We start from the raw sequence: 24,705 nt of genomic DNA on the forward strand, positions 1-24,705 counted from the left end.
GTTGTGGAGACACTGATGGATACGTCCGTTGCCCGTCCCGAACTGCTGCTGGTGGCCGATGCCGTAGCGCGGGAAAAGTCGATCGACCGCGAGGAAGTGCTGGAAGCGATGGAGCAGGCCATCCAGAAGGCCGGCCGCGCGAAATACGGTCATGAAAAGGATATCCGCGCCACCATCGACCGCAAGACCGGCGATGTCCGCCTGTCACGCTGGACCGAAGCGGTCGAGACGGTGGAAAACGAGGAAACCCAGATCCCGCTGTACATCGCGCGCAAGTTCAAGCCCGAGATCCAGCTGGGCGAATACCTGATCGACCCGCTGCCGCCCATCGACTTCGGTCGTATCGCGGCGCAGACGGCAAAGCAGGTCATTGTCCAGCGCGTGCGCGAATATGAACGCCGCCGCCAGTTCAATGACTTCAAGGACCGTGTGGGCGAGATCATCAACGGCACCGTCAAGCGCACGGAATATGGCAACCTGCTGGTCGAAATCGGGGATGCCGAAGCCCTGCTGCGCCGCGATGAACTGATCCCGCGCGAAAGCTTCCGCAATTCCGACCGCGTGCGCGCCTATATCTATGACGTACGTGACGAGCCGCGTGGCCCGCAGATCTTCCTGTCCCGCACGCATCCGGCGTTCCTCGCCAAGCTGTTCGCGCAGGAAGTGCCCGAGATCTATGATGGCATCATCGAGATCAAGGCAGTTGCCCGTGACCCCGGTTCGCGCGCGAAAATGGCCGTGATCTCCCGCGATGCGTCGATCGATCCGGTCGGCGCCTGCGTGGGCGTACGTGGCCGCCGCGTTCAGGAAGTCGTGAAGGAACTCCAGGGCGAAAAGATCGATATCATTCCGTGGAGCCCGCAGGCAGCGACCTTCGTTGTCAACGCCCTTGCGCCGGCGGAAGTCAGCAAGGTGGTGATGGACGAGGAAGCAGGCCGGGTGGAGGTCGTCGTGCCTGATGACCAGCTCAGCCTCGCCATCGGGCGGCGCGGGCAGAATGTCCGCCTCGCCAGCCAGCTGACGCGCTGGGACATCGACATCCTGACCGAAGCCGAGGAATCGGAACGCCGGCAGGAAGAATTCCGTCGCCGCAGCAACCTGTTTGTCGAGGCGCTGGACGTTGATGACGTCATCGCGGGCCTGCTGGTGACCGAAGGGTTCCATTCCATCGAGGAACTGGCATTCGCCGATCCCGAGGAACTGGCCAGCATCGAAGGCTTTGACGAGGACGTGGCCAGCGAACTGGTCCGCCGCGCCGAAGGCTACCTCGCGGGGCAGGAAGAGGAACTGGATAACAAGCGCCGGGCGCTGGGTGTCACCGATGACATCGCGGCCCTGGGCGTGTTCACTAACCAGATGCTGGTGACGCTGGGTGAAAAAGGCGTGAAGACGCTGGATGATCTGGCCGACCTGGCGGGTGATGAACTGGTCGAGATCCTTGGCAGCGATGCCATTGACGAGGATGCGGCTAATGAAATCATCATGGCGGCGCGTGCCCACTGGTTTGATGAAGACGACAAGGCTGGTGAGCAGGAGACGTCCGACGTCTGAGCAGGAAGATCCCAACGCGGAAGGCGCGGGTGACATGGAGCATGAAGAGCGCGGTCCGCTGCGCCGCTGTGCCGTGACCCGCGTGCGGCTGCCAAAGGAGGAAATGATCAGATTTGTCATTTCCCCCGATGGAGTCGTGATCCCTGATCTTTCCGCACGTCTGCCCGGACGGGGAATTTGGTTGAGCGCGCGTGCGGATGTGTTAGAAACAGCACGCACACGCGGCGCATTCGCCCGCGCGGCACGGGGAAGGGTTGTTATTCACCCTGACCTGACCCATCTTGTAGAAGACGGGTTGCTGCGGCGCATGATGGATGTCGCAGGGCTGGCACGGCGGGCAGGACAGATTGTCTGTGGCTTCGCCAAGGTGCGTGAGTGGGTTGTGGGCGGTCGGGCCGGTCTGGTTATTCAGGCCGCTGATGGCAGCCCCGACGAGAGGAAGAGAGTTTTGTCCGGTGCACGGGACCTTCCGGTTACGGTTGTTCCTACGGCATCGGGTCTGGGTGCGGCATTTGGCCGCGACCATGTTGTTCATGCGGCGATGCTGCATGGTGAACTGGCGCGCCGATTCCGTATCGAGAGTGAACGTTTTGCGGGTTTGTCCGGCAGGGCTGGCCCGAATTCGGCGGAGCGGTCCGCCGGACGGTGTGAACAGGCGGGTACATGAGCGAAGGCAACGATCAGGATCAGGGTAAGGGACGCTTGTCCCTGCGGCCGGCGGGCCGTAGGGAAGTCGGACGGACGGTGGATGCCGGTTCCGTGCGACAGAGCTTCAGCCATGGTCGTTCAAAGGTGGTTCAGGTCGAGGTGCGCAAGAAGCGCGGGGCCGGGGCCGCAGGTAACGGATCGGGGCCGGCTGGCGGTCGCGCCGGAGGACGGGGCGGTCGCGCGCTGACGGCAGCCGAGCTGGCAACCCGCCAGCGCGTGCTGGATGAACAGCGTCGCGCCGCGATCCAGCGCGAAAAGGAAGCGCGCGAGCAGGAGAAGATCACGATCCTCTCCGCCGCGGAAGAAGCCCGTCGCCAGGAAGAGGAAAATGCCCGCCGTGCCGAAGAAGAGGCACAGGCAAAGGCAGATGCCGCAGCCGAGGCCGAGGCACGCAAGCAGGAAGCCCGCAGCGCGGCTGCTACAACGCAGGCGAAGTCCGAACCGGTCGAGCCGGAAGGCCCCGTCGTGTCGTCCGTGCCGATTCCGGGTGAAGTGACGCTCGCGCCGCCGATGCAGCGCCTGCGCCCGCTGGCCGAACGCGCGATCATGCCGGCACAGCCGCTGCGTCCGTCGCGTCCGGCAGGTGGTGGCAATGCTGCTGCCGGCCGTACTGCCGCCGGTGCGGGTGAAACGCTGCGCCTGCGTACCGGCCGTGCGGATGGGGGCGAGGAAGAACGTCGTCCCAGCCGCCGTCCCGGCAATGCGGCGCCGGGTCGTCGTCCTTCGGGCGGCGCGAAGAAGAACAATGACAGCCGCCGCGCCGGTCGCATTGACGTGCAGGCCGCGATTGAGGGAGACGACGACAAGACCCGTTCGCTCGCCTCGGTCCGTCGCCAGCGTGAGCGTGAGCGTCGCCAAGCCGAACTCGAACGCCTGCGGTCCGATCAGGTCCGCGTGGTGCGTGACGTGGTCCTGCCTGAAACCATTACGGTGCAGGAACTCGCCAACCGTATGGCCGCCCGTCAGGGTGAGGTCATCAAGGCGCTGATGAAAATGGGCGTCATGGCGACCGTCACTCAGTCGCTGGATGCGGATACGGCTGAACTGATCGTGCAGGAATTCGGCCACCGCGTGCGCCGTGTGTCCGACAGCGATGTTGAAATCGGGATCGAAGGAATCGAGGACAGGCCAGAGGATCTCAAGCCCCGTCCGCCGGTCGTGACCGTCATGGGCCATGTCGATCACGGCAAGACCTCGCTGCTTGACGCGCTGCGTACCACCGACGTCGCCAATGGCGAAGCGGGTGGCATCACCCAGCATATCGGCGCGTATCAGGTCACGCTGGCATCGGGTGCGAAAATCACCTTCATCGACACGCCGGGCCATGAAGCCTTTACGGCCATGCGCGCCCGCGGTGCATCGGTAACTGACGTTGTCGTGCTGGTTGTCGCAGCGGATGACGGCGTGATGCCGCAGACGATCGAAGCCATCAAGCATGCCAAGGCGGCTGATGCCCCGATCATCGTGGCGATCAACAAGTGCGACAAGCCGGGTGCGAACCCCGACCGCGTGCGCCAGGAACTGCTGAACCACGAAATCGTGGTGGAAAGCATGGGTGGCGACACGCAGGATGTCGAGGTCTCGGCGCTCAAGCGCACCGGGTTGGACAAGCTTGAGGAAGCGATCCTGCTGCAGGCCGAAATCCTTGACCTGAAGGCGAATCCGGATCGTGTGGCCGAAGGTTCGGTGATCGAAAGCCGTCTTGACCGTGGGCGTGGTCCAGTTGCGACCGTGCTGGTCCAGAAGGGCACGCTGCGCCGCACCGATATCGTTGTGGCCGGTGCCGAATGGGGCCGCGTCCGTGCCATGATCGACGACCGCAACCGTCAGCTGAGCGAGGCAGGTCCGTCCATGCCGGTTGAAATCCTGGGTATTACCGGGGTGCCGGGCGCGGGTGAGCCGTTCGTAGTGGTGGAAAACGAGAACCGCGCACGCGAAATCTCGGAATTCCGTCAGCGCGTGATCAAGGAACGCATGGCTGCTGGCCAGACCGCCGCACGCGGCACGCTGGACCAGATGCTGGCCCGTATCCAGGCAGGCGCGCAGAAGGAAGTTGCCGTCCTGATCAAGGCGGACGTGCAGGGTTCTGCGGAAGCGCTTGAAGCCACCGTGCAGAAGCTGGAGCATGAGGAAGTCAAGATCCGCGTGCTGAACGCCACCGTCGGGCAGATTACCGAAAGTGACGTGCAGCTGGCCAAGGCGTCCGGTGCTGTCATCATCGCCTTCAACGTCCGCGCCACGGCGCAGGCACGTGAACTGGCACAGCGTGAGGGTGTGGATATCCGCTACTACTCCATCATCTATCAGGTTGCTGATGATGTGGAGCAACTGGTCCGCGGCAAGATCGCGCCGAAGCACCGCGAGAAGTTCCTTGGCTATGCCGAAATCCGCAAGGTTTTCGAAATCACCAAGGTTGGCAAGGTCGCCGGTTGTTATGTGACCGAAGGCGTGGTCAAGCGTGGCTGTGGCGTGCGTCTGCTGCGTGATAACGTCGTGATCCATGAAGGCGAACTGAGCCAGCTCAAGCGCTTCAAGGATGACGTCAAGGAAGTGGCGCGCGGTTACGAGTGCGGCCTGTCCTTTGCCGGGTATAATGACCTGCGCGAGGGTGACGTGGTTGAATGTTATGAAATGGAACTCGTCCCGGCATGAGCCGTAATTCATCCAGAAAAGGGATGAGCGAGAGCGGGCCGGCAGGGAAACTTGCCGGCCATTCCGCATCTGGTCCCTCGCAGCGCCAGTTGCGTGTGGCGGAAGAAGTCCGCCGTGTGCTGGCGGAAATCTTTTCCCGCACCGAATTCCGTGACCCGGATCTGGCGGATGTGCGCATTACGGTGACCGAGGTGCGTATCTCGCCCGATCTTAAGCACGCGACCGTATTCGTGGCGCGTCTGGGGCGTAGCGACGTGGCGGAACTGCTGCCCGCACTCAAGCGGGTAACGCCTTTCCTGCGGACGCGCCTGTCCCATGCGCTGCGGCTGCGTGGTGTGCCCGACCTGCATTTCCAGCCTGATACGGCGCTGGATTACGCCATGGAGGTCGATAACATGCTGCGACAGCCGGAAGTCAGGCGGGATCTGGAGGAAGACTGATCCATCTGCTTCGCGTATGTGTTCTGAATAACAAAAAGGCCGGTCGGGTTATGCCCTGACCGGCCTTTTTGCGAAAAAACGTTTTTACAGCCGGATCAGTTACGCCGTCCCATCAGCAGTAGCTGCGGATTGCGTTCCACATCGGTTGCGAACCCGCGCAGGGCGGCGGCGGCGGCGGCGAGATCACGCAGCGACGAGTCGATATTGGACCGATCGGCAGAACTTGGCGCGGTAATGTCATGCAGCCCGGCCAGCGCGCCCCTGGCTTCCGTGACCGTTTCATTGGAATTGACCAGCAGGGTGTGCAGTTCGCCGCCACGCGCATCCAGCTGCGCCGTGCCGGTATCGGCCAGACGGTCAATGGATGCCAGCGTCGTATCCACATGGTGGTCCAGATCGCGGATCGTGTCGGTCGCGGTATCAACCGTTATCCGGGTGTGGTCGGACGTGGCCCGCACGCTGTCCACCAGCGGGGGCAGGTCCTTGTCCAGCTTGTCCGCCAGCGTGCGGATGCTGACCAGCATGGCGTCAGCATTGTTGGCGATGTTTTTCAGCGGCAGGGCGGTCAGGGCATCGGTCAGCTTCTGCATTTCCGATTCACGTGCCGGGATTTCCGGCAGCGGGCTGATTCCGGGATGCAGGTGGGCCGGCACGCTGGGGTCGAACGTCAGGTCGATTTCTTCCTGACCGGTCACGAAGCTCTGCATGTGCAGTTCGGCGCGCAGGCCGTTTTCAACCAGCTTCGGCAGTTCGCTGCTGTCCAGTACCTTGCCATGGCTTCCCGCCATGTGCGCGCCATTTGCCTGCAGTTCCAGCGTCACGGGAATATAGGCCTGATGGGTCTGGGGATCGAACTGAACGGCAATGTGGTCCACATGCCCCACCTGTACCCCGTCGAAGGTCACGGGCGCACCCACGCCCAGTCCGTTGATCGGGCTGTCAAACACCACCACGGCCCGGCTGGATGGGGAAAAGGGATGAAACTGTCCGAACAGCGCTATGGCCGTCACACCAAGCAGGGCTCCACCCAACACAAATGCACCGACCGTGGTCTGCCGTTCAGCCATGGTGTTCAGGTCTCCCTAGACGCAGAATAAAAAAACGGTTGCGGACACATTTGTCCATGTGTCCGTTTGCTGCAAGATGACACTACATCCGCAGCAGGCAAAGCGGGCTGCGGGGATGGCAGGCATGTGCCCGCTTCGCCTTTTACCATGTGTGGCGCAGGCGGCCAGCCCCCCAGACGGAATGGGGCATTGCCGTGCATGCGTGCCTCGTCTAAACGCACGGCATTCCCCCCTCATGACGCAAGGTGCCTGCAATGGGACGCAAACGTGGACGCCCGCTGGACGGCTGGCTGATAGTTGACAAGCCATCGGGAATGACCTCGACACAGGTCGTGGGCCGTGCGCGTTACCTGTTTGATGCGGCCAAGGCGGGCCATGGCGGCACGCTGGACCCGCTGGCGACGGGACTGCTGCCCATCGCCTTTGGCAGGGCGACGAAGACCGTGCCTTATATAATGGATGGCACCAAGCGCTATCACTTCACCCTGCGCATCGGGGAAGCACGGGACAGTGACGACGCGGAAGGCAGCGTGACCGCCGTATCCGACGTGCGCCCCGACAATGCCGCGTTCGAGACCGCCCTGGCTGCCTTTCGGGGCGATATCATGCAGGTGCCACCGGTCTTTTCCGCGCTGAAGGTGGGGGGAAAGCGGTCCTATGACATGGCGCGCGCGGGCAATGCGCCGGAACTTGCCCCCCGTCCCGCGCGGATCGACCGGTTTGAACTGATCGCGCGCCCCGATGCCGATACGGCGGTGTTCGAGGTGGAATCGGGCAAGGGCGTGTACATGCGCGCGCTGGCCCGCGATATCGCGCTGGCCTGTGGCACGGTGGGGCATGTGGCCGCGTTGCGGCGGCTGAACGTCGGGCCTTTTGATGAATCCCATGCGATTCCACTGGACAAAATTGTCGCAAGCGCCGACAACGCGCCTGCTCCACCGGATCTGCTGCTTCCGGTCGCGACCGCGCTGGCCGACATCCCGGCGCTGGCCCTGACCCGTGAGGAAGCGGATGCCCTGTCATATGGCCAGGCAATAGACCTGAACCAGCTGGCGGACCGGATGCCTGAGCACACCGACCCCCGTTCGGGTGTCGTGCGTGCGATGGACGGGGCGCGTGTGGTCGGACTGTGCCGTCCCGTGGACGGCTGGCTGCGATCAGTACGCATGCTGTGAACTGAATTGTCTGTAATGGAGAAAGACGATGTCGATTACCGCTGAACGCCGTACGGCGCTGATTAGCGAATACCGCAATGCCGCGACGGACACGGGCTCGCCGGAAGTGCAGGTCGCCCTGCTGACCGAGCGGATCGTGAACCTGACCGACCACCTCAAGACCCACGCGAAGGATTTCCATTCCCGCCGTGGCCTGCTGATGCTGGTTGGCCGCCGCCGCCGCCTGCTGGATTATGTCAAGCGCAAGGACCAGGCCCGTTACGAAACGCTGATCAAGCGCCTCGGCCTGCGTCGCTGATTTGCGACCACGCGGGAAGGCAGGCATAATGCCTTTCCGCATGGCCTGTACGGGCGCGGCGCATGCTTCTGCCTGCCCGCGCCCCGTCGGGCCGCTACTTTTCTGGTGCCCCTGACGGGCGCCATCAACACGCTGCCGACGCCACGGCGGAGATATCCGGACCGGATCGCAGCGTTTCAGGCCACATGGTGTTCTGGCGGTATGTGCCGTCATCGCTCCATGCCGTCCGAGGCGCTGCCATCAACGTTCCCATGTCCGGCCCGCCTGCATTGCGGCAGTCAACGGACAGGGTTTGTCTGGATGTTCAATTATTTTCGCAAGGAAATCGAATGGGGCGGCCGCCCGCTGGTGCTGGAAACGGGCAAGATCGCCCGTCAGGCCGACGGCGCGGTTGTCGTAACCTATGGCGACACGGTGGTGCTGTGCACGGCCGTTGGCGCCAAGAGCGTGAAGCCGGGACAGGATTTCTTCCCGCTGACGGTCAACTATCAGGAAAAGGCCTATGCCGCGGGCAAGATCCCCGGTGGCTTCTTCAAGCGTGAAGGCCGCCCGAGCGAGGCTGAAGTCCTGAACTCGCGCCTGATCGACCGCCCGATCCGCCCGCTGTTCCCCGAAAACTTCCGTAATGAAGTGCAGGTCGTTGCCACCGTGCTGAGCCACGACATGGAAAACGACCCCGCCGTTGTGGCGCTGATCGGCTGTTCGGCGGCGCTGACGCTGTCGGGCATTCCGTTCTTTGGTCCGGTGGGTGCGGCCCGTGTCGGTTATTCCAACGGCAAGTACGTGCTGAACCCGACCATTTCCCAGCTCAAGGAAAGCGAACTGGACCTGGTTGTGGCCGGCACGTCCGAAGGCGTGCTGATGGTCGAGTCCGAGGCCGTGGAACTGTCCGAAGAAGTGATGCTAGGGGCGGTGACGTTCGGTCACGAAGCCTTCCAGCCGGTGATCGATGCGATCATTGACCTGGCCGAAAGTGCCGCCAAGGCCCCTTGGGACCTGGCCGAGCCGACGGCTGAGGAAATCAAGCTGCGCAAGAAGGTGGACAAGGTCGGTCGCGCCTTGATCGCCGATGCGTACAAGGAACGCACAAAGCAGGTGCGTTACAAGAAGGTCGCAGCCGCGCGTGACGCCATCCTTGCCAAGATTGGCGAGGACGATGCCGATGCCGCCAAGCCCATGATCAAGGATCTGGAAGCCGATGTGGTCCGCACCGAGGTGCTGGACACCGGTTTCCGCATCGATGGCCGTGATCTGGAAACGATCCGCCCGATCGTGTCCGAAGTCGGTATCCTGCCCCGCGCGCATGGGTCCGCCCTGTTCACCCGTGGCGAGACGCAGGCCCTTGTGGTCGCGACGCTTGGCACCGGTCAGGACGAGCAGATCGTGGATGCGCTGGAAGGCGAATACCGCAACAACTTCATGCTGCACTACAACTTCCCGCCGTTCTCGGTCGGGGAATGCGGGCGCATGGGGTCCCCTGGCCGTCGTGAAATCGGCCATGGCAAGCTGGCATGGCGTGCGATCCACCCGCTGCTGCCGGGCAAGGACACCTTCCCGTACACCATGCGTGTCGTGTCCGAGATCACGGAAAGCAATGGTTCGTCTTCCATGGCGACCGTATGTGGCACCTCGCTTGCGCTGATGGATGCCGGTGTGCCGCTGAAGCGTCCGGTGGCGGGCATCGCCATGGGCCTGATCAAGGAAGACGAGGACTTCGCCGTCCTGTCCGACATCCTTGGCGATGAAGATCACCTTGGCGACATGGACTTCAAGGTGGCGGGCACCGAGCAGGGTGTGACCGCGCTGCAGATGGACATCAAGATCACGTCCATCACGCCTGAAATCATGAAGATCGCGCTGGGTCAGGCCCGTCAGGGTCGCCTGCACATTCTGGGTGAAATGGCCAAGGCGCTGACCGAAGGCCGTTCGGATGTGTCGTCTTCCGCGCCGAAGATCACCACGATCTCCGTGCCGAAGGAAAAGATCCGTGATGTGATCGGTCAGGGCGGTAAAGTCATTCGTGAGATCGTTGAATATTCGGGTGCGAAGATCGACATCAACGATGACGGCACGATCATGATCGCGGCGTCGTCCGACGATCAGGCCGAAAAGGCCATCGAGCGGATCCGTGGCATCACGGCGGAACCCGAAGTGGGCCACATCTATAACGGCAAGGTCGTCAAGACCGCCGATTTCGGTGCGTTCGTCAACTTCCTCGGCCCCCGTGACGGGCTGGTTCACATTTCCGAACTGGCGCAGGGCCGTGTCTCCAAGACGACCGATGTCGTCAAGCAGGGAGACGAAGTGAAGGTGAAGGTGCTGGGCTTTGACGATCGCGGCAAGGTCAAGCTGTCCATGCGCGTGGTCGATCAGGAAACCGGTGCCGATATCACCGAGACAGTGGGCGCCAAGCCCGGCCGGGCGCCCGCGCGCTAAGACGCGGCTCCGGCCTGTATGACACCCGGTGGCGGGCTGCGTCCGGTATGGGCGCATCCTGCCGCGCGGGCAGACACATGACGATGGAATGGTGATGAAGCCGATCAATGCGATCCGTATGGGCGGGACGGATATTCTGCCCCTGGTCGAAGGGGGGAAGGGCGTCTCGATCTCAACCGGCGTATCCGCCGGGCACTGGGCGGCAGCCGGGGGGGCTGGCACGGTCTCGATCGTGAATGCCGATTCCTATGACAAGGATGGCAATGTCGTCCCGCAGATCTATCATGGTAAAACACGACGTGAGCGGCACGAGGAACTGATCGACTACGCCATTCGTGGCGGAATCGCGCAGGCCCGTATCGCGCACGAGATCGCGGGTGGCAAAGGCCGGATCCACGCCAACATCCTGTGGGAAATGGGTGGGGCGGAACGTGTCATACAGGGCGTGCTGGAAGGTGCTCCGGGCATGATCCAGGGCCTGACCTGCGGCGCGGGCATGCCGTACCGCCTGTCGGAAATTGCGGCGCGTTTCGGCATCCATTATTATCCTATTGTATCGTCCGCCCGGGCGTTCAACGCCCTGTGGCGGCGTTCTTACCACAAGACGGCCGAACTGCTGGGCGCTGTGGTGTACGAAGACCCGTGGCGTGCGGGTGGCCATAACGGCCTGTCCAACACTGAAAACCCGCTGGCGCCGGAGGACCCGTTCCCCCGCGTGCTGGCGCTGCGCAAGCAGATGCGTGCCTTCGGCCTTGATGACACGCCGATCATCATGGCTGGCGGCGTATGGTGGCTGGAGGAATGGCAGGACTGGATCGACAACCCCGAACTCGGGCCGATCGCATTCCAGTTCGGTACCCGTCCGCTGCTGACGCGTGAAAGCCCGATCCCCGATGCGTGGAAGCGGCGCCTGCTGACGCTGAAGAAGGGGGATGTGTTCCTCAACCGTTTCTCCCCCACCGGCTTCTATTCGTCCGCGGTGAACAATTCGTTCCTGCGTGAACTGCGTGGCCGTGCGGAGCGGCAGGTGCCCTTCTCCCCCGAAGTACTGGGCGAACACACGGCGGCGCTGGCCATCGGTGCGCGTGGGCGGCAGGTTTTTGTCACCCCTGCGGACGAGCAGCGCGCGCGGTTGTGGATGGAAGAAGGCCATACCGAGGCCATGCGCACGCCGGATAACACGCTGGTGTTCGTGTCCCCTGAGAAGGCGCGTGAGATCCTGGCCGATCAGGGGGCCTGCATGGGCTGCCTGTCGGAATGCCGCTTTTCCAACTGGTCCCAGAAGCCGCCCGCCTATTCCAACGGGCACAAGGCGGACCCGCGGTCCTACTGCATCCAGAAAACGCTGCAGGCAGCGGCCCATGCACACGGGCCGGATCAGGATGCGGTGATTGACCACAACCTCATGTTCGGTGGTACGAACGCCTGGCGTTTCGCGACCGACCCGTTCTATGCCAATGGTTTCGTGCCCACCGTGGCGCAACTGCTGGAGCGGATCATGACCGGGCGGTAAGCCGGTCATAAAACCCGTGCAAAAGGCCGCCTCCCTTATGGGAGGCGGCCTTTTTTATGACGAAAGGGAATAAAAGTTTTTGGGTGCCGCCTTTTTTTAAAAAGGCGGCGTTCTTCGAAGCTTTCTGAAAAAAAGCTTCGTCAGAAACCTGTCCTTTATTCTGTTGTGGGCAGACAGGTATCGCGAAACAGCGCGAAAGCCAGCGCGCGGTGGCTTATGGTGTTCTTTTCAACATCGCTCATGTCGGCAAAACTGCGGGTGCCGCTGCCGGGGGCGAAGATGGGGTCGTAGCCGTGGCCATTTTCGCCATGCGGCGGCCAGATGACATGCCCGTCAATCCGCCCTTCGAAAGTCTCGGTCCGGCCATCGGGCCATGCGATGCACAGGACGGAAATGAACCACGCGCTGCGGTCGGGGTTGTCGCCAATCTGGTCATGGATGCGGCGCATGGCGTCGGGATAATCCTTTTTCGGACCAGCCCAGCGGGCCGAGAAAATGCCGGGACCGCCATTGAGTGCCGCGACGCAGAACCCCGAATCATCGGCCAGCGCGGGCAGGTTGGCTGCCTTTGCTGCCGCAAGGGCCTTGATGGCGGCATTGCCGGCAAAGCTTGTGGCCGTTTCCTCCGGTTCGGGCAGGGACAGGTCGCCTGCCGATACGACACGGATGCCATATCCCGCCAGAAGGGCCGCGAATTCTGCGATCTTGCCCCGGTTATGGGTCGCCAGCACCAGCGTGTCGCCACGGTTCAGACGGGTAGGGAGCGCGTTCATGCCTTCAGTGCCTCTTCCACAATGGCGGTCTGGATACGGAACAGTTCAGCCGTGCCGGTGCGGGCAAGCCGCATGAGGGTGTTGAACTGGGCTTCGGTAAAGGGATCCTTTTCCGCTGTGCCCTGTATTTCCACAATGCCGCCATCGGCGGTCAGGACAAAATTGGCATCGGCGCTGGCCGCGCTGTCCTCCCGGTAATCAAGGTCAAGAACCGGGCCGTCATCCGTCAGCCCGCATGAGATGGCCGCGACCTGCCCCTTGATCGGCAGGGCGGGCAGGGTGCCCGCGCGTACCAGTTTTTCCAGCGCCAGGCGCAGCGCCACCCATGCCCCGGTAATGGCGGCGCAGCGCGTGCCGCCATCGGCGTTCAGCACGTCGCAGTCCACCGTGACCGAGATTTCCCCCAGCGCCTTCAGGTCCACCACCGCGCGCAGCGCGCGGGCGATCAGGCGCTGGATCTCCTGCGTGCGGCCGGTCTGCTTTCCCTTTGCCGCCTCGCGCTGGCCCCGGCTGTGGGTGGCGCGTGGCAGCATGCCGTATTCCGCCGTGACCCAGCCCTGACCCTTGCCACGCAGGAAGGAGGGCACGCGGGTTTCGACCGTGGCGGCGCACAGGACCTCGGTCCCGCCCATGCGGATCAGGGCGGACCCTTCGGCATGGCGGGCGAAACCGGGCTGGATGAAAACGGGACGCAGGGCGTCAATGGCACGGCCGGATGGGCGCATGGGCGTAAAACTCCGCAAGGTGATGGTGCGGCATAGCCTGCAATCCGCCCCTGTTTCCAGTCCCGCGTGGGCATGACGGGACAGGATCTGCTAGGATAAGGATGCGGATGGTCCGCATGGTGAATGGATACGTGCAATACGGGAGGCATGGCGATGGAAACACGACCACTGGTATCACAGCCAGCGCTGCTGTCCGGTCTTGATGCGCGTTCTGCCGCGATCCTGCGTGAGATCGTGGAGCAGTATGTCGAAACGGGTGAGCCGATGGGCTCACGCACCCTGTCGCAGCGCCTGCCGCTGTCACTGTCACCGGCCACGATTCGCAATGTGATGGCGGACCTGACCGATGCGGGGCTGCTGTTTTCGCCGCATACATCGGCGGGACGCCTGCCCACGGAAAAGGGCGTGCGGCTGTTCGTGGATGGCCTGCTGCAGTTTGGCAGCCTGAGCGAGGACGAACGCAAGAGCATCGCGGGCATGCTGGATGTAAAGGGCCGTTCGCTGGAGGACATGCTGGCCAAGGCGTCGTCCATGCTGTCCGGCCTGTCATCCGCGGCGGGGCTGGTCATGGCCCCCAAAAGCGATGGCACCACGATCAAGCATATCGAATTCGTGGCCCTTGGCCCGGGGCGCGCGCTGGTCATTCTGGTCAGTGCGGACGGGCAGGTGGAAAACCGCGTGATCGAGACACCGCCCGGCCTGCCGCCTTCGGCTCTGGTCGAGGCGGGGAATTACCTCAACGCCCACCTGTCGGGCCAGACGCTGGACCGCCTGCGCGAGACGGTCAGCACCGACATGACCGCCAACCGCAACGAACTCGACCACCTGACGGCGGAAGTGGTGGCCAGCGGGCTGGCGACATGGAGCGACGCCGATGAACGCGGCGGCACCCTGTTCATACGCGGGCAGGGCCGCCTGCTGGCCGATGTGACCGAAATCGAGCGCCTGACCACCATCCAGATGCTGTTCGAGCGGCTGGAGACACAGGAAACCATGCTGCGTCTGCTGGATCTTGCGCGTGAATCCGAAGGAGTGCGGATTTTCATCGGGGCTGAAAGCGGGCTGTTCGGCATGGCGGGCATGTCGGTGGTTGTTGCCCCGGCGCGTACGGATTCCAACCGCATCGTGGGGGCGATTGGCGTGATCGGGCCGACGCGCATCAATTACGCCCGCATCATTCCCGTGGTGGACTACACCGCGCGGGTGATCGGCCGCATGCTGGGCTGAACTGCGGCGGTTTCATGCAACCGGACTCGCGGGGGTGGCCTTATGCTGGGCAGACAGCAACCGCACGTCCTGATCACGATGATCCCGGCGTGCCCGCACCATGCAAGGAGAATGGCATGTTTACACCCGATGCAAGGCAGTCCGGATCGTTCATGATTGGAGGCGACCTGGAGGTCACGCGGCTGGGCTTCGGGGCCATGCGCATTACGGGACCGGGCATATGGGGCGAACCCGCCGACCGCGATGCGGCACTCGCCACCCTTCGCCGCCTGCCCGAACTGGGTATCAACTTTGTCGATACGGCGGATGCCTATGGCCCGTTTGTCAGCGAGGATCTGATCCGCGAGGCGCTGCATCCCTACCCGGACACCATCATCGCCACCAAGGGCGGCCATACGCGCCATGGGCCCAATATCTGGAAGCCGGTGGGCAATCCCGATTACCTGCGGCAGTGCGTTCTGATGAGCATGCGCAGGCTGGGCGTCGAGCGCATCGACCTGTGGCAACTGCACCGTGTGGGAGCCGACTGCACGCCCGAACAGCAGTTCGAGGCCATCGCCGCCATGCGCGCGCAGGGGCTGATCCGTCATGTCGGCCTGTCCGAAGTGACGGTCGAGATGATCGAGCGCGCGCGGCTGTATTTTCCGGTGGCGACCGTCCAGAACCGCTTCAACCTCGTCAATCGTTATTCCGAGGATGTGCTGGATTACTGCACGAAGGAAAACATCGGCTTCATTCCGTGGGCACCGCTGGCGGCAGGCAGCCTGACGAAGGGGGACACGCTGCTGACCCGGCTGGCGGACGAGAAGGGCGTGCAGCCCGGCCAGATCGCGCTGGCGTGGCTGCTGCGCCGTGCGCCGGTCATGCTGCCCATTCCCGGCACCAGCAACCCCGCGCATGTGGCCGATAACGCCGCCGCCGCCGCGATTGAGCTGAGCGATGAGGAATTCCGGCAGCTTGATAACGACGGCCGCGCGGAATGGGCCCGCCAGAACGGCGCATAAGGCACCAGCACGGCCACGGGGCGGCGGATCGGGGGCGACGGCGGCGCGGGACAATGCTAGACAGGGGACCTCGACACAGAACGGCCCCTTTCTTTCCCTATTGGATACCGGATGACGCTTGCTGACGGATCAGGCCGCGATGGCCGGATTGATGGACCCTCACGCCCCGATGCCGGTGGCCCGCGCCGGCCACGCTACCGCATGGTGCGCTGGCTTGCTGGCAGCACGCTTGCTGTCCTGCTGCTTGGCGGTGGGGCTGCGGGCCTTGTGGCATGGGGGGAATATGAACGCCTGAGCGAAGGCCTGCCCACGGTTGACGGCCTGCGCACCTACCAGCCGCCGGTGATGAGCCGCCTGTATTCCGGCGAAGATCAGGTCATGGCCGAACTGGCGGCGGAACGGCGCATATTCGTGCCCTACAGCGCGATACCCGAGCGCGTGCGCAGCGCCTTCCTTGCGGCCGAGGACCAGAAATTCTTCACCCATGGTGGTGTTGATCCGCTGGCCATCATGCGTGCGGGGCTGACCGACATGATGATGCACGGGACGAAGCACCGTCCCATCGGGGCATCGACCATTACGCAGCAGGTCGCGCGGATCATGCTGCTGGGGTCCAATGCGGTGTCCATCGACCGCAAGATCAAGGAAGCGCTGCTGGCCATGCGGCTGGAGCAGACGCTGAGCAAGGAACAGATCCTTGAGATCTACCTGAACGAAATCTACCTGGGCGAAGGGGCCTACGGTATCGGGGCAGCGGCCCAGACCTATTTCAACAAGCCACTGGACCAGCTGGATAATGCCGAGGCCGCCTTCCTTGGCGCGCTGCCCAAGTCGCCCACCAACTACAACCCCCACCGCTTCGTGCAGGCGGCGACCAACCGGCGCAACTGGGTGCTGGACCGCATGGCGGACCTGAAGGTCATTACGCCCGAAGAGGCGCGTGAGGCCCAGCAGGAACCCCTAGTTCCCGCCAACTTCACCCGTCCCGGGCCGGTTCCCGGTTCCGAATGGTTTGCTGAGGAAGTGCGCCGTGAACTGATCGAACGCTACGGCATCGGCACCACCATGGAAGGGGGGCTGTCGGTTCATACCTCGCTCGATTCCCACCTGCAGCAGGTGGCCACCACCGCCCTGCGTGACGGGTTGCTGCGCTATGACCGTGCGCATGGCGGCTGGCGTGGCGCGTTCACCCATATCGATGCTGCCGACGCGGCAGGGGACTGGGCCAATGCGCTGGCCCGTGTCACGCCGCCCGTCGCCATGCTGGAACAGTGGCGGGTGGCGGTCGTGCTGTCGCCCGCAACCGGGCGCGTGGGCTGGCTGGAGGGGCGTGACCCCGTCATTCCCCATACGGGCGAACTGCTGGCGCGGGACCGAGCGTGGATGCGCACCGGCAAGGGGCTGCAGGCAGGTGACGTGGTGCTGGTTGAACCGCAGGCCGATGGCGGCGGCGTGGCCGTGCGACAGGTGCCGCGCGTGGAGGGTGCGCTGGCCACGGTGGATGTGCATACCGGGCGCGTCATGGCCATGGTGGGTGGCTGGTCGTTCAGGGAATCGCAGTTCAACCGCGCGACACAGGCGGCGCGCCAGCCGGGATCGTCGTTCAAGCCCTTCGTCTATCTGGCCGCGATGGAGCAGGGGATCTCGCCATCGCAGAAATTCGATGACTCCCCCGTCAGCTATGGCGAATGGCATCCCAATAACTATGAAAAGGATTTCTGGGGACCAACCACGCTGCATGACGCCCTGCGTGAATCGCGCAACCTCGTCACCATACGCCTTGCCGCCCAGATCGGCATGAAGCCGGTGGCGGACCTTGCCCAGAAACTGGGCCTTGTCCATTCCATGCCGCTGGTGCTGCCCGCCGCCCTTGGCGCGGTGGAAACCACCGTCATGCGTGAAGCCGCCGCCTACGCCACCATTGCCAATGGTGGCCGGCTGGTCACGCCCACCCTGATTGATGACATCAAGGACCGCAACGGCAACGTCATATGGCATCCCGACGGCATTGCGTGGCAGCCCGGTGGCACGCCCGCCGATGGCCCGCAGATGGTCGATACCCGCCCGCAGGTGGTGTCGGCCACATCGGCCAGCCAGATCGTGGCGATGATGCAGGACGTGGTGCGGCGGGGCACCGGCGTGCGCGCGGGGGCGGGCATTGACCGTCCCGTTGCGGGCAAGACCGGTACCAGCCAGGATTTCAATGACGCATGGTTCGCGGGCTTTTCTCCCGATCTGGTGACGGTGGTATGGATCGGGTTCGATACCCCGCAGTCACTGGGCAAGAACGAGACCGGCGGCGTGATCGCGGGTCCGATCTGGAATCAGGTGATGAAGGCGGCGTTCGCCAGCCGTCCGCGTCTTGACTTCCGCATACCCGACGGGGTGCAGCTGGCCCGGTATGATACCGGGATGGGCATGGCGATTGACGCCTTCAAGCCCGGGCAGGTGCCCGGCGTGAGCGTGGACCTTGGCGCGGGGTCGGGCATGGCGCTGACGGCGGCGGATACGGGTGCTGAAAACATGCCTGATTCTGAAAATGACATGGGCACCATGCCGGGCAGTCCGGCAGCGGCCAGTGATGGCACGACATCCGCCGGTTACCCCGCAGCGCCGTCCGGCGCGGCCCCGTCCCAGCCTTCCGGGGGTGACATTGGCATGGGCGGCCTGTATTGACGCCCCGTATGCCGGGCCGCGCGCGTGCCCGCATTGTTTACCGTTGAGCGAGGAGCAAGCCCATGTCTGCCGAGACAGAGGCCCTGAACGACCAGATCAAGCAGTCGGTGGCACTGCTGAGGAGGCATCTTTGACTGGGATGTCGCAATCGACCGCCTTGCGGAGCTGAACAACCGGGCCGAAGATCCCGATTTGTGGAATGATTCCGAAGCCGCCCAGAAGCTCATGCGCGAGCGTACGCTGCTGGCCAGCCAGATCGAGGGCGTGCAGCGGCTTGAAGCCGATGTGAACGATACGCTCGAACTGGTGGAACTGGCGGAAATGGAAGGCGATTCGGCTGTCGTGGCCGAAGCGCTGGCCAGCCTGCGCGCCCTGGCGGAGGAAGCCAAGCGGCGCGAGACGGAAAGCCTGCTGTCGGGCGAGGCGGACAGCAATGACTGCTACCTGGAAGTCAACGCCGGCGCAGGCGGGACGGAGGCGCAGGACTGGGCCGAAATGCTGCTGCGCATGTACACCCGCTGGGCCGAACAGCATGGTTACAAGGTGACCATGCTGGAAAGTTCGGAAGGGGAGCAGGCCGGGATCAAGTCCGCCACCATTCAGGTCAGCGGCCCGAATGCCTATGGCTGGCTCAAGACCGAGGCCGGGGTGCATCGCCTCGTCCGGATTTCGCCCTTTGACGCGGCGGCACGGCGGCAGACATCGTTTGCATCCGTGTGGGTCTATCCCGTCGTTGATGATTCGATCGAGATCGAGATCAACGAAGCCGACCTGCGGGTGGATACGTTCCGGGCGTCGGGTGCTGGCGGTCAGCACGTCAACAAGACGGAATCGGCCATCCGCATCACGCACATTCCCACCGGGATCGTGGTGGCGTGCCAGACCGATCGTTCCCAGCACCGTAACCGCGCCACGGCCATGACCATGCTGAAGGCGCGCATGTACGAGCAGGAACTGCAGAAGCGCGAAGCCGCCGCCGCCCAGACCGAGGCGAACAAGACCGATATCGGCTGGGGCCACCAGATCCGGTCCTACGTGCTGGCCCCTTACCAGCTGGTCAAGGACCTGCGCACCAACGTGGAAAAGACCAATCCGGACGCCATCCTTGATGGTGACCTGGATGATTTCATGGCTGCAGCCCTTGCGGCCCGCGTGGGGGCGACCCGGTCGGAAGCCAGCGCGCAGGCGCAGTAATCCGCTACGGCCCGTCCGTATGTGATACCCCGCGGTTTCCGGCCGCGGGGTTTTTTCATGTCGGGACGGGACGCCTTGTTCCGAAACGGAAAAATTGTTCCGTACCTGTTGCATATCATGCTTGACACATACGCCCCGACCACGCCCAATCAGACCCTGGCACTTAATGGCGCGCAGGCCGGGCAGGGATCCCTGCTGGCGGCGTCTGGACAGGAATGGCATGTGGTCTGACGAAGTCATGGGATTGGATTATGCCGCCCGGCAGCGACGGCGGACGCCGTACCTGCGCGTGGTGGGCGTGATCATTGCGGTCCATGTCATTGTCCTGTCGGTGCTGGCCTATGGGTTGCGGCCAAAGGCCAAGCCCATGTTTCCCGAACCATACCGCCCATTGCCGCCGGTGACGCTGCGGATCATTCCCGAACCGATGCCACCCGTTCCCCCGGCACCACCCCCTGTCCGCCCGGTCATGCTCCAGCCGGAGGTTTTCCCTGTCCCCGCGCCTGTCATTGGTCGCGACAGAAGGGTCCATATGCCGGAAATTGTTCCGAAAACGATACAGGCGGATTGATTTTCAGTTTCCGGACTGGTCAGATAACAGTCATGAAATGTGTTGCAGGCCAGACCCATGGCCCTATTTGTCAGAGGATTTCAGGTAAATGACCCGACAGCATCGTAATCAAGTCATCGCGGCCGCGCTGCTGACCGCATTGCCGGCCCTTGCCTACGCCACGCCTGCGGCTGCTGCCGACTCCAATCCCTATGGCCTGGGTGCGCTGTGGTCGAACGGTGACTTCATTGCCCGTACCGTGCTGATCATCATGGTCGTGATGTCTGTCGGGACCTGGTACATCATGATCACGAAATTCCTTGAACAGGCACGCATGTTCAAGGACGCCAAGGAAGTGAAGGCGAAGTTCTGGCCTGCCCATGACATCAAGGAAGGCGCGGCCCTGCTCGATACCGCATCGCCCTTCCGCTACATCGCTGATACCGGCATCAAGGCCGCCGAACACCACGAAGGCACGATGCAGGAATCCATCGACCTGCATTCCTGGACCACCATGTCCATCCAGCGTTCGGTGGATTTCATCCAGAACCGCCTGCAGGGTGGCCTGGCCTTCCTTGGCACCGTGGGGTCGACTTCCCCGTTCGTGGGTCTGTTCGGGACCGTGTGGGGCATCTATCACGCGCTGACGGCCATTGGCATCGCGGGTCAGGCCTCGATCGACAAGGTTGCCGGTCCGGTTGGTGAATCGCTGATCATGACCGCCATCGGCCTAGGCACCGCCGTGCCTGCGGTTCTGGGCTACAACATGCTGGTCCGTCGCAACAAGGGTGCGCTGGATGAAGTCCGCAACTTCGCCGCTGACGTGCAGTCGATCCTGATGGGCGGCTATCGCCATGAAACGCACGAGCCTGCTGAATAAACCTGCAATCCACGCATGATCTGATTTCACGGCAGGTCATACGGCAGGAATGTCGTGTGGGCTGCCGTGCTGCCATCGGCGGGGGGCGGATTGAATGATGGGCTGCGTGGGACCATCGTTATGCCCTGGCCGATCAATCGGGCCATGACCCGTTCATGGAAGGATATCCAGTTGAAAAACATCACATCCAAATCTCTGTTCCAGTTGCGCGGGCGTCTGCTGGCCGGGGTCATGATGGCGCTGCCGGTGGCGGGGGTACTGCCCCTGCACGGCGCGCATGCGGCGGACCAGCTGGGGGAAAAGGTCGGCACGGCGCTGCAGAAGGCGCAGACTGAACTTGCCGCCAAGAAATACCCGCAGGCCATGGCCGATGTGGACGCGGCGGATGCCGTGACCGGCAAGTCCGATTTCGAGACCTATACCATTGCGCAGATGCGTGCCGCCGTCGCGGCCCAGTCGGGCAATGTTCCGGCCGCGATTTCAGCGTATGACAAGCTGATCGCATCGCCCCGCACCCCTGCCGCGACCAAGGAACAGATGGCGCTGGCCGAAGGCAGCATGGCCTTCACCGCCAAGGATTATCCTACGGCCATTACGGTCACGGAAAAATACATCAAGGCGGGTGGCAAGAACCCGCAGATGCTGACGATCCTGATTCAGTCCTATTACCTGCAGCATGATTACGCCAACGCCGCCCGCGTGCAGCAGGCGCAGGTTGATGCCGCCATCAAGGCGGGTGGCAAACCCACGGAAAACCAGCTTCAGCTTCTGGCCGCCTGTCAGGCGCAGCTGAAGGATAATGCGGCACTGACCAAGACCTACGTGCTGCTGGCCACCTATTACCCCAAGCCCGATTACTGGGCGCAGGTCGTGCATTCTGTCCTGAGCACCCCGAACATGGCCCCGGGGCTGCGTCTGGATATCGACCGCGTGCGTCTGGAGGCCGGTCTGGTCAAGACCCCGGCCGAATACATGGACATTACCGAACTGGCCATGCAGGCAGGGCTGCCGCAGCTTGCGCTGGATATCATCAACCAGGGCTACAGCTCCGGCGTGCTGGGGCATGACGCCAGCGCCCCGCGTGAGGAAAAGCTGAAGGCGCTGGTAACGCAGGGCGTTGCCGACACCAAGGCGCATCTTGACGCCACCGCCACACAGGCGACCACCGGCAACGCCATGCTGACGGCGGGCTACAACTATGTGCTGTCCGGTCAGGGCGACAAGGGCATCGCGCTGATGAAGCAGGGCATTGCAAAGGGCCCGTCGGATGTGAACATCGCCCGCCTGCACCTTGGCCTGGCGCAGGCCGCGGCAGGGCAGAAGGATGCGGCCATTGCCACGCTCAACAGCGTGGAAGGCACCAATGGCGCGCGTGACATCGCCCAGTTCTGGGTGCTGAAGCTCAACTCGGCTGCCGCCGCGCACTGAGCTCCTTCGGAATCGCGGGACTGATGACCAGCGGGGCGCCGGGTTTCGATCCGGCGCCCCGCCTGCGTTTCGCATCCCGGCATGACTGACATTTTATGATATGAACGATGGTCTTATCCCGACCCGGTGCGTTGGATATGCTGGAGGCCGTCGCATGAATGGCATCATGACTGTCCCTGAACCGAAACATGGCCGAGAGAATGACACAGATACCTGCCACTGATGATCTGCCCGCCCGTATCCTTGTGGTGGAAGATGACCCTGGCATGCGCACCCTGATCGTCCGCGCCCTGCAGGGTGATGGCTACCGCGTGCGTGGTGTGCAGGACGGTCCCGAAATGTGGGACGCGCTGCGTGCGCAGGCTGCTGACCTGATCATCCTTGATGTCATGCTGCCGGGCACCAACGGGCTGGACCTGTGTCGCGGGCTGCGTGCCCAGTCCGAACCGGTGGTGCCGGGGGAGGCGCCGCTGACGGAAGTGCCGGTCATTATCGTTTCGGCGCGCGGTGAGGAGCTTGACCGCGTGCAGGGGCTGGAACTGGGCGCGGATGATTACGTGCCCAAGCCATTTGGCCAGAAGGAACTGCTTGCCCGCGTGCGCGCGGTACTGCGCCGCAGGGGCGGCGGGGTCACGACCCCAAGTGCGGGCCGCCAGCGCAAGGAAACCGTCCGCTTCGCCGGCTGGACGCTGGACCTGCGCCGTCGTGAACTGACGGATCCGTCCGGTACGGCGGTCGAGATTTCGGGGGCGGAGCATGACCTGCTGACCAGCTTCCTTGACAATCCGCAGCGTGTCATCGGCCGTGACCGGCTGCTGGAACTGTCGCGTACCAGGCTGGGGGACGTGTCGGATCGCAGCGTGGATGTGCTGGTCAGCCGCCTGCGGCGCAAGCTGGGGCCGGATTCGGATGGGCTGATCCGTACCGTGCGCGGCATGGGCTATATCTTCACGTCGGAAGTGGAGCGGATCTGACGGGATCAGGCCGTGACAGCGACCCGCCCTCCACAGCCCCCCCGCGCACCGGAACCCGTGGCCAGGCGCATTACGCTATGGCCGCGTGGCCTGGTGGGGCGCGTCATGTTCGTGCTGCTGGCCGCCGTGGCGCTGGTCTTTGTCGGCAGTTCCGTCTTTTATGAAGAAGCCGAGACCTACACCATAGACGACGCCCAGCTGGAACAGGTGGGGGAGCGGCTGGTGATTGATGCCCGCGTGCTGGCCGCCACCCCCACATCGCAGCGCATGGTGCTGGCGGCCATGCTGTCCACCAATGACCTGACGGTTGACTGGCGCACCCCGGCGCAGCAGGGGGTGATGAAGGTGGAACCCCCATCGCTGCGCATGCTGCATGACCGGATGGCGGGGTCGCTTGCGGCATTGCGGGGCGATGCGCTGAACCTGTCGGGCACGATCGCGGCCACGGCGGATGTGCGCGGCACGTTACGCCTGCCCGATGGCAGTTACATGGGATTCCTTGCCCCCGCCATCCTGCAGCCGCACCATATGCAGCGCGGCATTGTCTCGGCGGCAATTCTGGCGGGGGCGGTGCTGCTGGCGGCGGGCATGCTCGTGCGCGCGCTCAGCATGCCGCTGCGTGCGCTGGCGGATGTGGCGGATACGGTCGGGTCAGGCCAGTGGGTGCCGCTGGAAAACAAGGGCCCGCGTGAAGTTCGTTATCTGGCCCGGGCCATCAATGACATGCAGGAACGCATCAACCGCCTGATTGCCGACCGGACCGAGGCACTGGCCGCCGTGTCCCACGACCTGCGCACGCCACTGGCCCGCCTGCGTCTGCGCGCGGGCTTTCTGGAAGATGCGAACGCTCAGAAGGAAATCGAGGCCGACGTCACGGAAATGGAGGCCATGATTGCAGGCGTTCTGGCCTATCTGTCGGGGGAAAAGGACCCCGAACCCGCGCGGTCGGCCAACGTAGCCTCGATCCTGGCGACACGGGTGGATGATGATGCCGATCAGGGGCGCGACGTGACCTATGACGGGCCGGATCAGGCGCAGGCCGTGGTGCGTCCGCTTGCGCTCAAGCGCGTGCTGGGCAACCTGATCGACAATGCGGTGAATTATGGTGGCAACGCCCATGTCAGCCTGACGGTGACGGCGGACGCCCTGTGCATCCGGGTGGAGGATAACGGCCCCGGCCTGCCCGATGCCGAAATCGGGCGCGTGACGACACCCTTCTACCGTGTGGAAGGATCGCGTTCGCGCAGTACCGGCGGCCTGGGCCTGGGGCTTGCGATCGTCAGTCGCGAAGTGGCGCGCGACGGGGGGCGCTTCCACCTGTACAACCGCCCGCAGGGGGGGCTGTGCGCGGAAATTGTCCTGCCACGCAATGCTGTGATACGTCCCGGCAGCTAAAAGCGGGCCGGGCCCTGTCGTGTGGGGTTGGATTTACGC

General features: G+C 63.7%; 20 protein-coding genes. 17 read left to right on the forward strand and 3 right to left on the reverse strand.

Going from position 1 to position 24,705, the window contains the following annotated elements; all coding sequences use genetic code 11:
* The first annotated feature begins 15 nt into the window (after window positions 1-15).
* The 4 genes from nusA to rbfA are packed head-to-tail and all read left to right on the forward strand — an operon-like array spanning window position 16 to window position 5,351.
* On the forward strand, window positions 16-1,551 hold the full coding sequence (gene nusA / locus CFR80_RS03015) for a transcription termination factor NusA (RefSeq protein ID WP_010514725.1): 1,536 nt from the start codon (window positions 16-18) through the stop codon (window positions 1,549-1,551).
* Window positions 1,508-2,218, forward strand: coding sequence for an RNA-binding protein (locus CFR80_RS03020; RefSeq protein WP_307784551.1), 711 nt, complete (start codon window positions 1,508-1,510; stop codon window positions 2,216-2,218). Before nusA ends, CFR80_RS03020 begins: the two co-directional genes overlap by 44 nt.
* Complete coding sequence (gene infB, locus CFR80_RS03025) at window positions 2,215-4,911, forward strand: translation initiation factor IF-2 (protein WP_010514727.1); 2,697 nt, start codon at window positions 2,215-2,217, stop codon at window positions 4,909-4,911. Before CFR80_RS03020 ends, infB begins: the two co-directional genes overlap by 4 nt.
* 23 nt (window positions 4,912-4,934) lie before the next feature.
* Window positions 4,935-5,351 (forward strand): 30S ribosome-binding factor RbfA, encoded by a 417-nt coding sequence (gene rbfA / locus CFR80_RS03030; RefSeq protein WP_010514728.1) that lies wholly within the window; start codon window positions 4,935-4,937, stop codon window positions 5,349-5,351.
* Between the two features lie 95 nt (window positions 5,352-5,446).
* On the opposite strand, the gene CFR80_RS03035 is transcribed toward rbfA, so the two are convergent.
* Entirely contained in the window at window positions 5,447-6,418 is a 972-nt protein-coding gene (locus CFR80_RS03035) for an MlaD family protein (RefSeq protein WP_010514729.1), read from the reverse strand.
* A gap of 254 nt (window positions 6,419-6,672) precedes the next feature.
* Between CFR80_RS03035 and truB the strand changes: the two genes are divergently transcribed.
* The 4 genes from truB to CFR80_RS03055 all read left to right on the forward strand — a co-directional run bounded on the left by truB (window position 6,673) and on the right by CFR80_RS03055 (window position 11,840).
* The gene (gene truB / locus CFR80_RS03040) at window positions 6,673-7,593 is read left to right on the forward strand and encodes a tRNA pseudouridine(55) synthase TruB (protein WP_010514730.1); all 921 of its coding nucleotides are present in this window, start codon (window positions 6,673-6,675) and stop codon (window positions 7,591-7,593) included.
* Between the two features lie 28 nt (window positions 7,594-7,621).
* Complete coding sequence (rpsO, locus tag CFR80_RS03045; protein WP_010514733.1) at window positions 7,622-7,891, forward strand: 30S ribosomal protein S15; 270 nt, start codon at window positions 7,622-7,624, stop codon at window positions 7,889-7,891.
* A gap of 300 nt (window positions 7,892-8,191) precedes the next feature.
* Window positions 8,192-10,327 (forward strand): polyribonucleotide nucleotidyltransferase, encoded by a 2,136-nt coding sequence (gene pnp / locus CFR80_RS03050; RefSeq protein WP_010514734.1) that lies wholly within the window; start codon window positions 8,192-8,194, stop codon window positions 10,325-10,327.
* 94 nt (window positions 10,328-10,421) lie between these two features.
* Entirely contained in the window at window positions 10,422-11,840 is a 1,419-nt protein-coding gene (locus CFR80_RS03055) for an NAD(P)H-dependent flavin oxidoreductase (protein WP_010514735.1), read from the forward strand.
* 155 nt (window positions 11,841-11,995) lie between these two features.
* Here CFR80_RS03055 and rdgB read toward each other — a convergent pair whose 3' ends face one another.
* Both rdgB and rph read right to left on the reverse strand, forming a co-directional pair.
* A complete protein-coding gene (rdgB, locus tag CFR80_RS03060; protein WP_010514737.1) occupies window positions 11,996-12,613 on the reverse strand; it encodes an RdgB/HAM1 family non-canonical purine NTP pyrophosphatase in 618 nt (205 codons plus the stop codon).
* Window positions 12,610-13,338, reverse strand: coding sequence for a ribonuclease PH (rph, locus tag CFR80_RS03065; protein ID WP_010514740.1), 729 nt, complete (start codon window positions 13,336-13,338; stop codon window positions 12,610-12,612). Before rph ends, rdgB begins: the two co-directional genes overlap by 4 nt.
* Before the next feature lie 147 nt (window positions 13,339-13,485).
* Between rph and hrcA the strand changes: the two genes are divergently transcribed.
* The 9 genes from hrcA (at window position 13,486) to CFR80_RS03110 (ending at window position 24,666) form a co-directional block, all read left to right on the forward strand.
* Window positions 13,486-14,565, forward strand: a complete 1,080-nt coding sequence (hrcA, locus tag CFR80_RS03070) for a heat-inducible transcriptional repressor HrcA (protein ID WP_082071215.1) — start codon at window positions 13,486-13,488, stop codon at window positions 14,563-14,565.
* Between the two features lie 116 nt (window positions 14,566-14,681).
* Window positions 14,682-15,569 (forward strand): aldo/keto reductase, encoded by an 888-nt coding sequence (locus tag CFR80_RS03075; protein ID WP_010514742.1) that lies wholly within the window; start codon window positions 14,682-14,684, stop codon window positions 15,567-15,569.
* Between the two features lie 111 nt (window positions 15,570-15,680).
* Complete coding sequence (locus CFR80_RS03080; RefSeq protein ID WP_010514743.1) at window positions 15,681-18,245, forward strand: penicillin-binding protein 1A; 2,565 nt, start codon at window positions 15,681-15,683, stop codon at window positions 18,243-18,245.
* Between the two features lie 62 nt (window positions 18,246-18,307).
* A protein-coding gene (gene prfB / locus CFR80_RS03085; protein WP_110507082.1) for a peptide chain release factor 2 occupies window positions 18,308-19,439 on the forward strand; the annotation gives its coding sequence in 2 pieces (ribosomal slippage) (window positions 18,308-18,376 and window positions 18,378-19,439; 1,131 coding nt in all).
* A 220-nt stretch (window positions 19,440-19,659) separates the two neighbouring features.
* On the forward strand, window positions 19,660-20,010 hold the full coding sequence (locus tag CFR80_RS03090) for a hypothetical protein (protein ID WP_010514746.1): 351 nt from the start codon (window positions 19,660-19,662) through the stop codon (window positions 20,008-20,010).
* Between the two features lie 88 nt (window positions 20,011-20,098).
* Complete coding sequence (locus tag CFR80_RS03095) at window positions 20,099-20,869, forward strand: MotA/TolQ/ExbB proton channel family protein (RefSeq protein ID WP_010514747.1); 771 nt, start codon at window positions 20,099-20,101, stop codon at window positions 20,867-20,869.
* A gap of 120 nt (window positions 20,870-20,989) precedes the next feature.
* Entirely contained in the window at window positions 20,990-22,297 is a 1,308-nt protein-coding gene (locus CFR80_RS03100) for a tetratricopeptide repeat protein (RefSeq protein WP_234448355.1), read from the forward strand.
* A 200-nt stretch (window positions 22,298-22,497) separates the two neighbouring features.
* Entirely contained in the window at window positions 22,498-23,271 is a 774-nt protein-coding gene (locus CFR80_RS03105; RefSeq protein WP_010514749.1) for a response regulator transcription factor, read from the forward strand.
* A gap of 105 nt (window positions 23,272-23,376) precedes the next feature.
* Window positions 23,377-24,666: an ATP-binding protein gene (locus tag CFR80_RS03110; RefSeq protein WP_232275730.1), complete on the forward strand. Its 1,290-nt coding sequence runs from the start codon at window positions 23,377-23,379 to the stop codon at window positions 24,664-24,666.
* Window positions 24,667-24,705: the final 39 nt, after the last annotated feature.

Origin of the sequence: Komagataeibacter oboediens, from assembly GCF_003207815.1 — a bacterium.
Lineage (GTDB): Bacteria > Pseudomonadota > Alphaproteobacteria > Acetobacterales > Acetobacteraceae > Komagataeibacter > Komagataeibacter oboediens.

Coding starts and splice junctions, on each gene's coding strand:
- nusA (WP_010514725.1), top strand. CDS start 16: ATGGATACGTCCGTTGCCCGTCCCGAACTGCTGCTGGTGGCCGATGCC.
- CFR80_RS03020 (WP_307784551.1), top strand. CDS start 1,508: ATGAAGACGACAAGGCTGGTGAGCAGGAGACGTCCGACGTCTGAGCAG.
- infB (WP_010514727.1), top strand. CDS start 2,215: ATGAGCGAAGGCAACGATCAGGATCAGGGTAAGGGACGCTTGTCCCTG.
- rbfA (WP_010514728.1), top strand. CDS start 4,935: ATGAGCGAGAGCGGGCCGGCAGGGAAACTTGCCGGCCATTCCGCATCT.
- CFR80_RS03035 (WP_010514729.1), bottom strand. CDS start 6,418: ATGGCTGAACGGCAGACCACGGTCGGTGCATTTGTGTTGGGTGGAGCC.
- truB (WP_010514730.1), top strand. CDS start 6,673: ATGGGACGCAAACGTGGACGCCCGCTGGACGGCTGGCTGATAGTTGAC.
- rpsO (WP_010514733.1), top strand. CDS start 7,622: ATGTCGATTACCGCTGAACGCCGTACGGCGCTGATTAGCGAATACCGC.
- pnp (WP_010514734.1), top strand. CDS start 8,192: ATGTTCAATTATTTTCGCAAGGAAATCGAATGGGGCGGCCGCCCGCTG.
- CFR80_RS03055 (WP_010514735.1), top strand. CDS start 10,422: ATGAAGCCGATCAATGCGATCCGTATGGGCGGGACGGATATTCTGCCC.
- rdgB (WP_010514737.1), bottom strand. CDS start 12,613: ATGAACGCGCTCCCTACCCGTCTGAACCGTGGCGACACGCTGGTGCTG.
- rph (WP_010514740.1), bottom strand. CDS start 13,338: ATGCGCCCATCCGGCCGTGCCATTGACGCCCTGCGTCCCGTTTTCATC.
- hrcA (WP_082071215.1), top strand. CDS start 13,486: ATGGCGATGGAAACACGACCACTGGTATCACAGCCAGCGCTGCTGTCC.
- CFR80_RS03075 (WP_010514742.1), top strand. CDS start 14,682: ATGTTTACACCCGATGCAAGGCAGTCCGGATCGTTCATGATTGGAGGC.
- CFR80_RS03080 (WP_010514743.1), top strand. CDS start 15,681: ATGACGCTTGCTGACGGATCAGGCCGCGATGGCCGGATTGATGGACCC.
- CFR80_RS03090 (WP_010514746.1), top strand. CDS start 19,660: ATGTGGTCTGACGAAGTCATGGGATTGGATTATGCCGCCCGGCAGCGA.
- CFR80_RS03095 (WP_010514747.1), top strand. CDS start 20,099: ATGACCCGACAGCATCGTAATCAAGTCATCGCGGCCGCGCTGCTGACC.
- CFR80_RS03100 (WP_234448355.1), top strand. CDS start 20,990: ATGCCCTGGCCGATCAATCGGGCCATGACCCGTTCATGGAAGGATATC.
- CFR80_RS03105 (WP_010514749.1), top strand. CDS start 22,498: ATGACACAGATACCTGCCACTGATGATCTGCCCGCCCGTATCCTTGTG.
- CFR80_RS03110 (WP_232275730.1), top strand. CDS start 23,377: ATGTTCGTGCTGCTGGCCGCCGTGGCGCTGGTCTTTGTCGGCAGTTCC.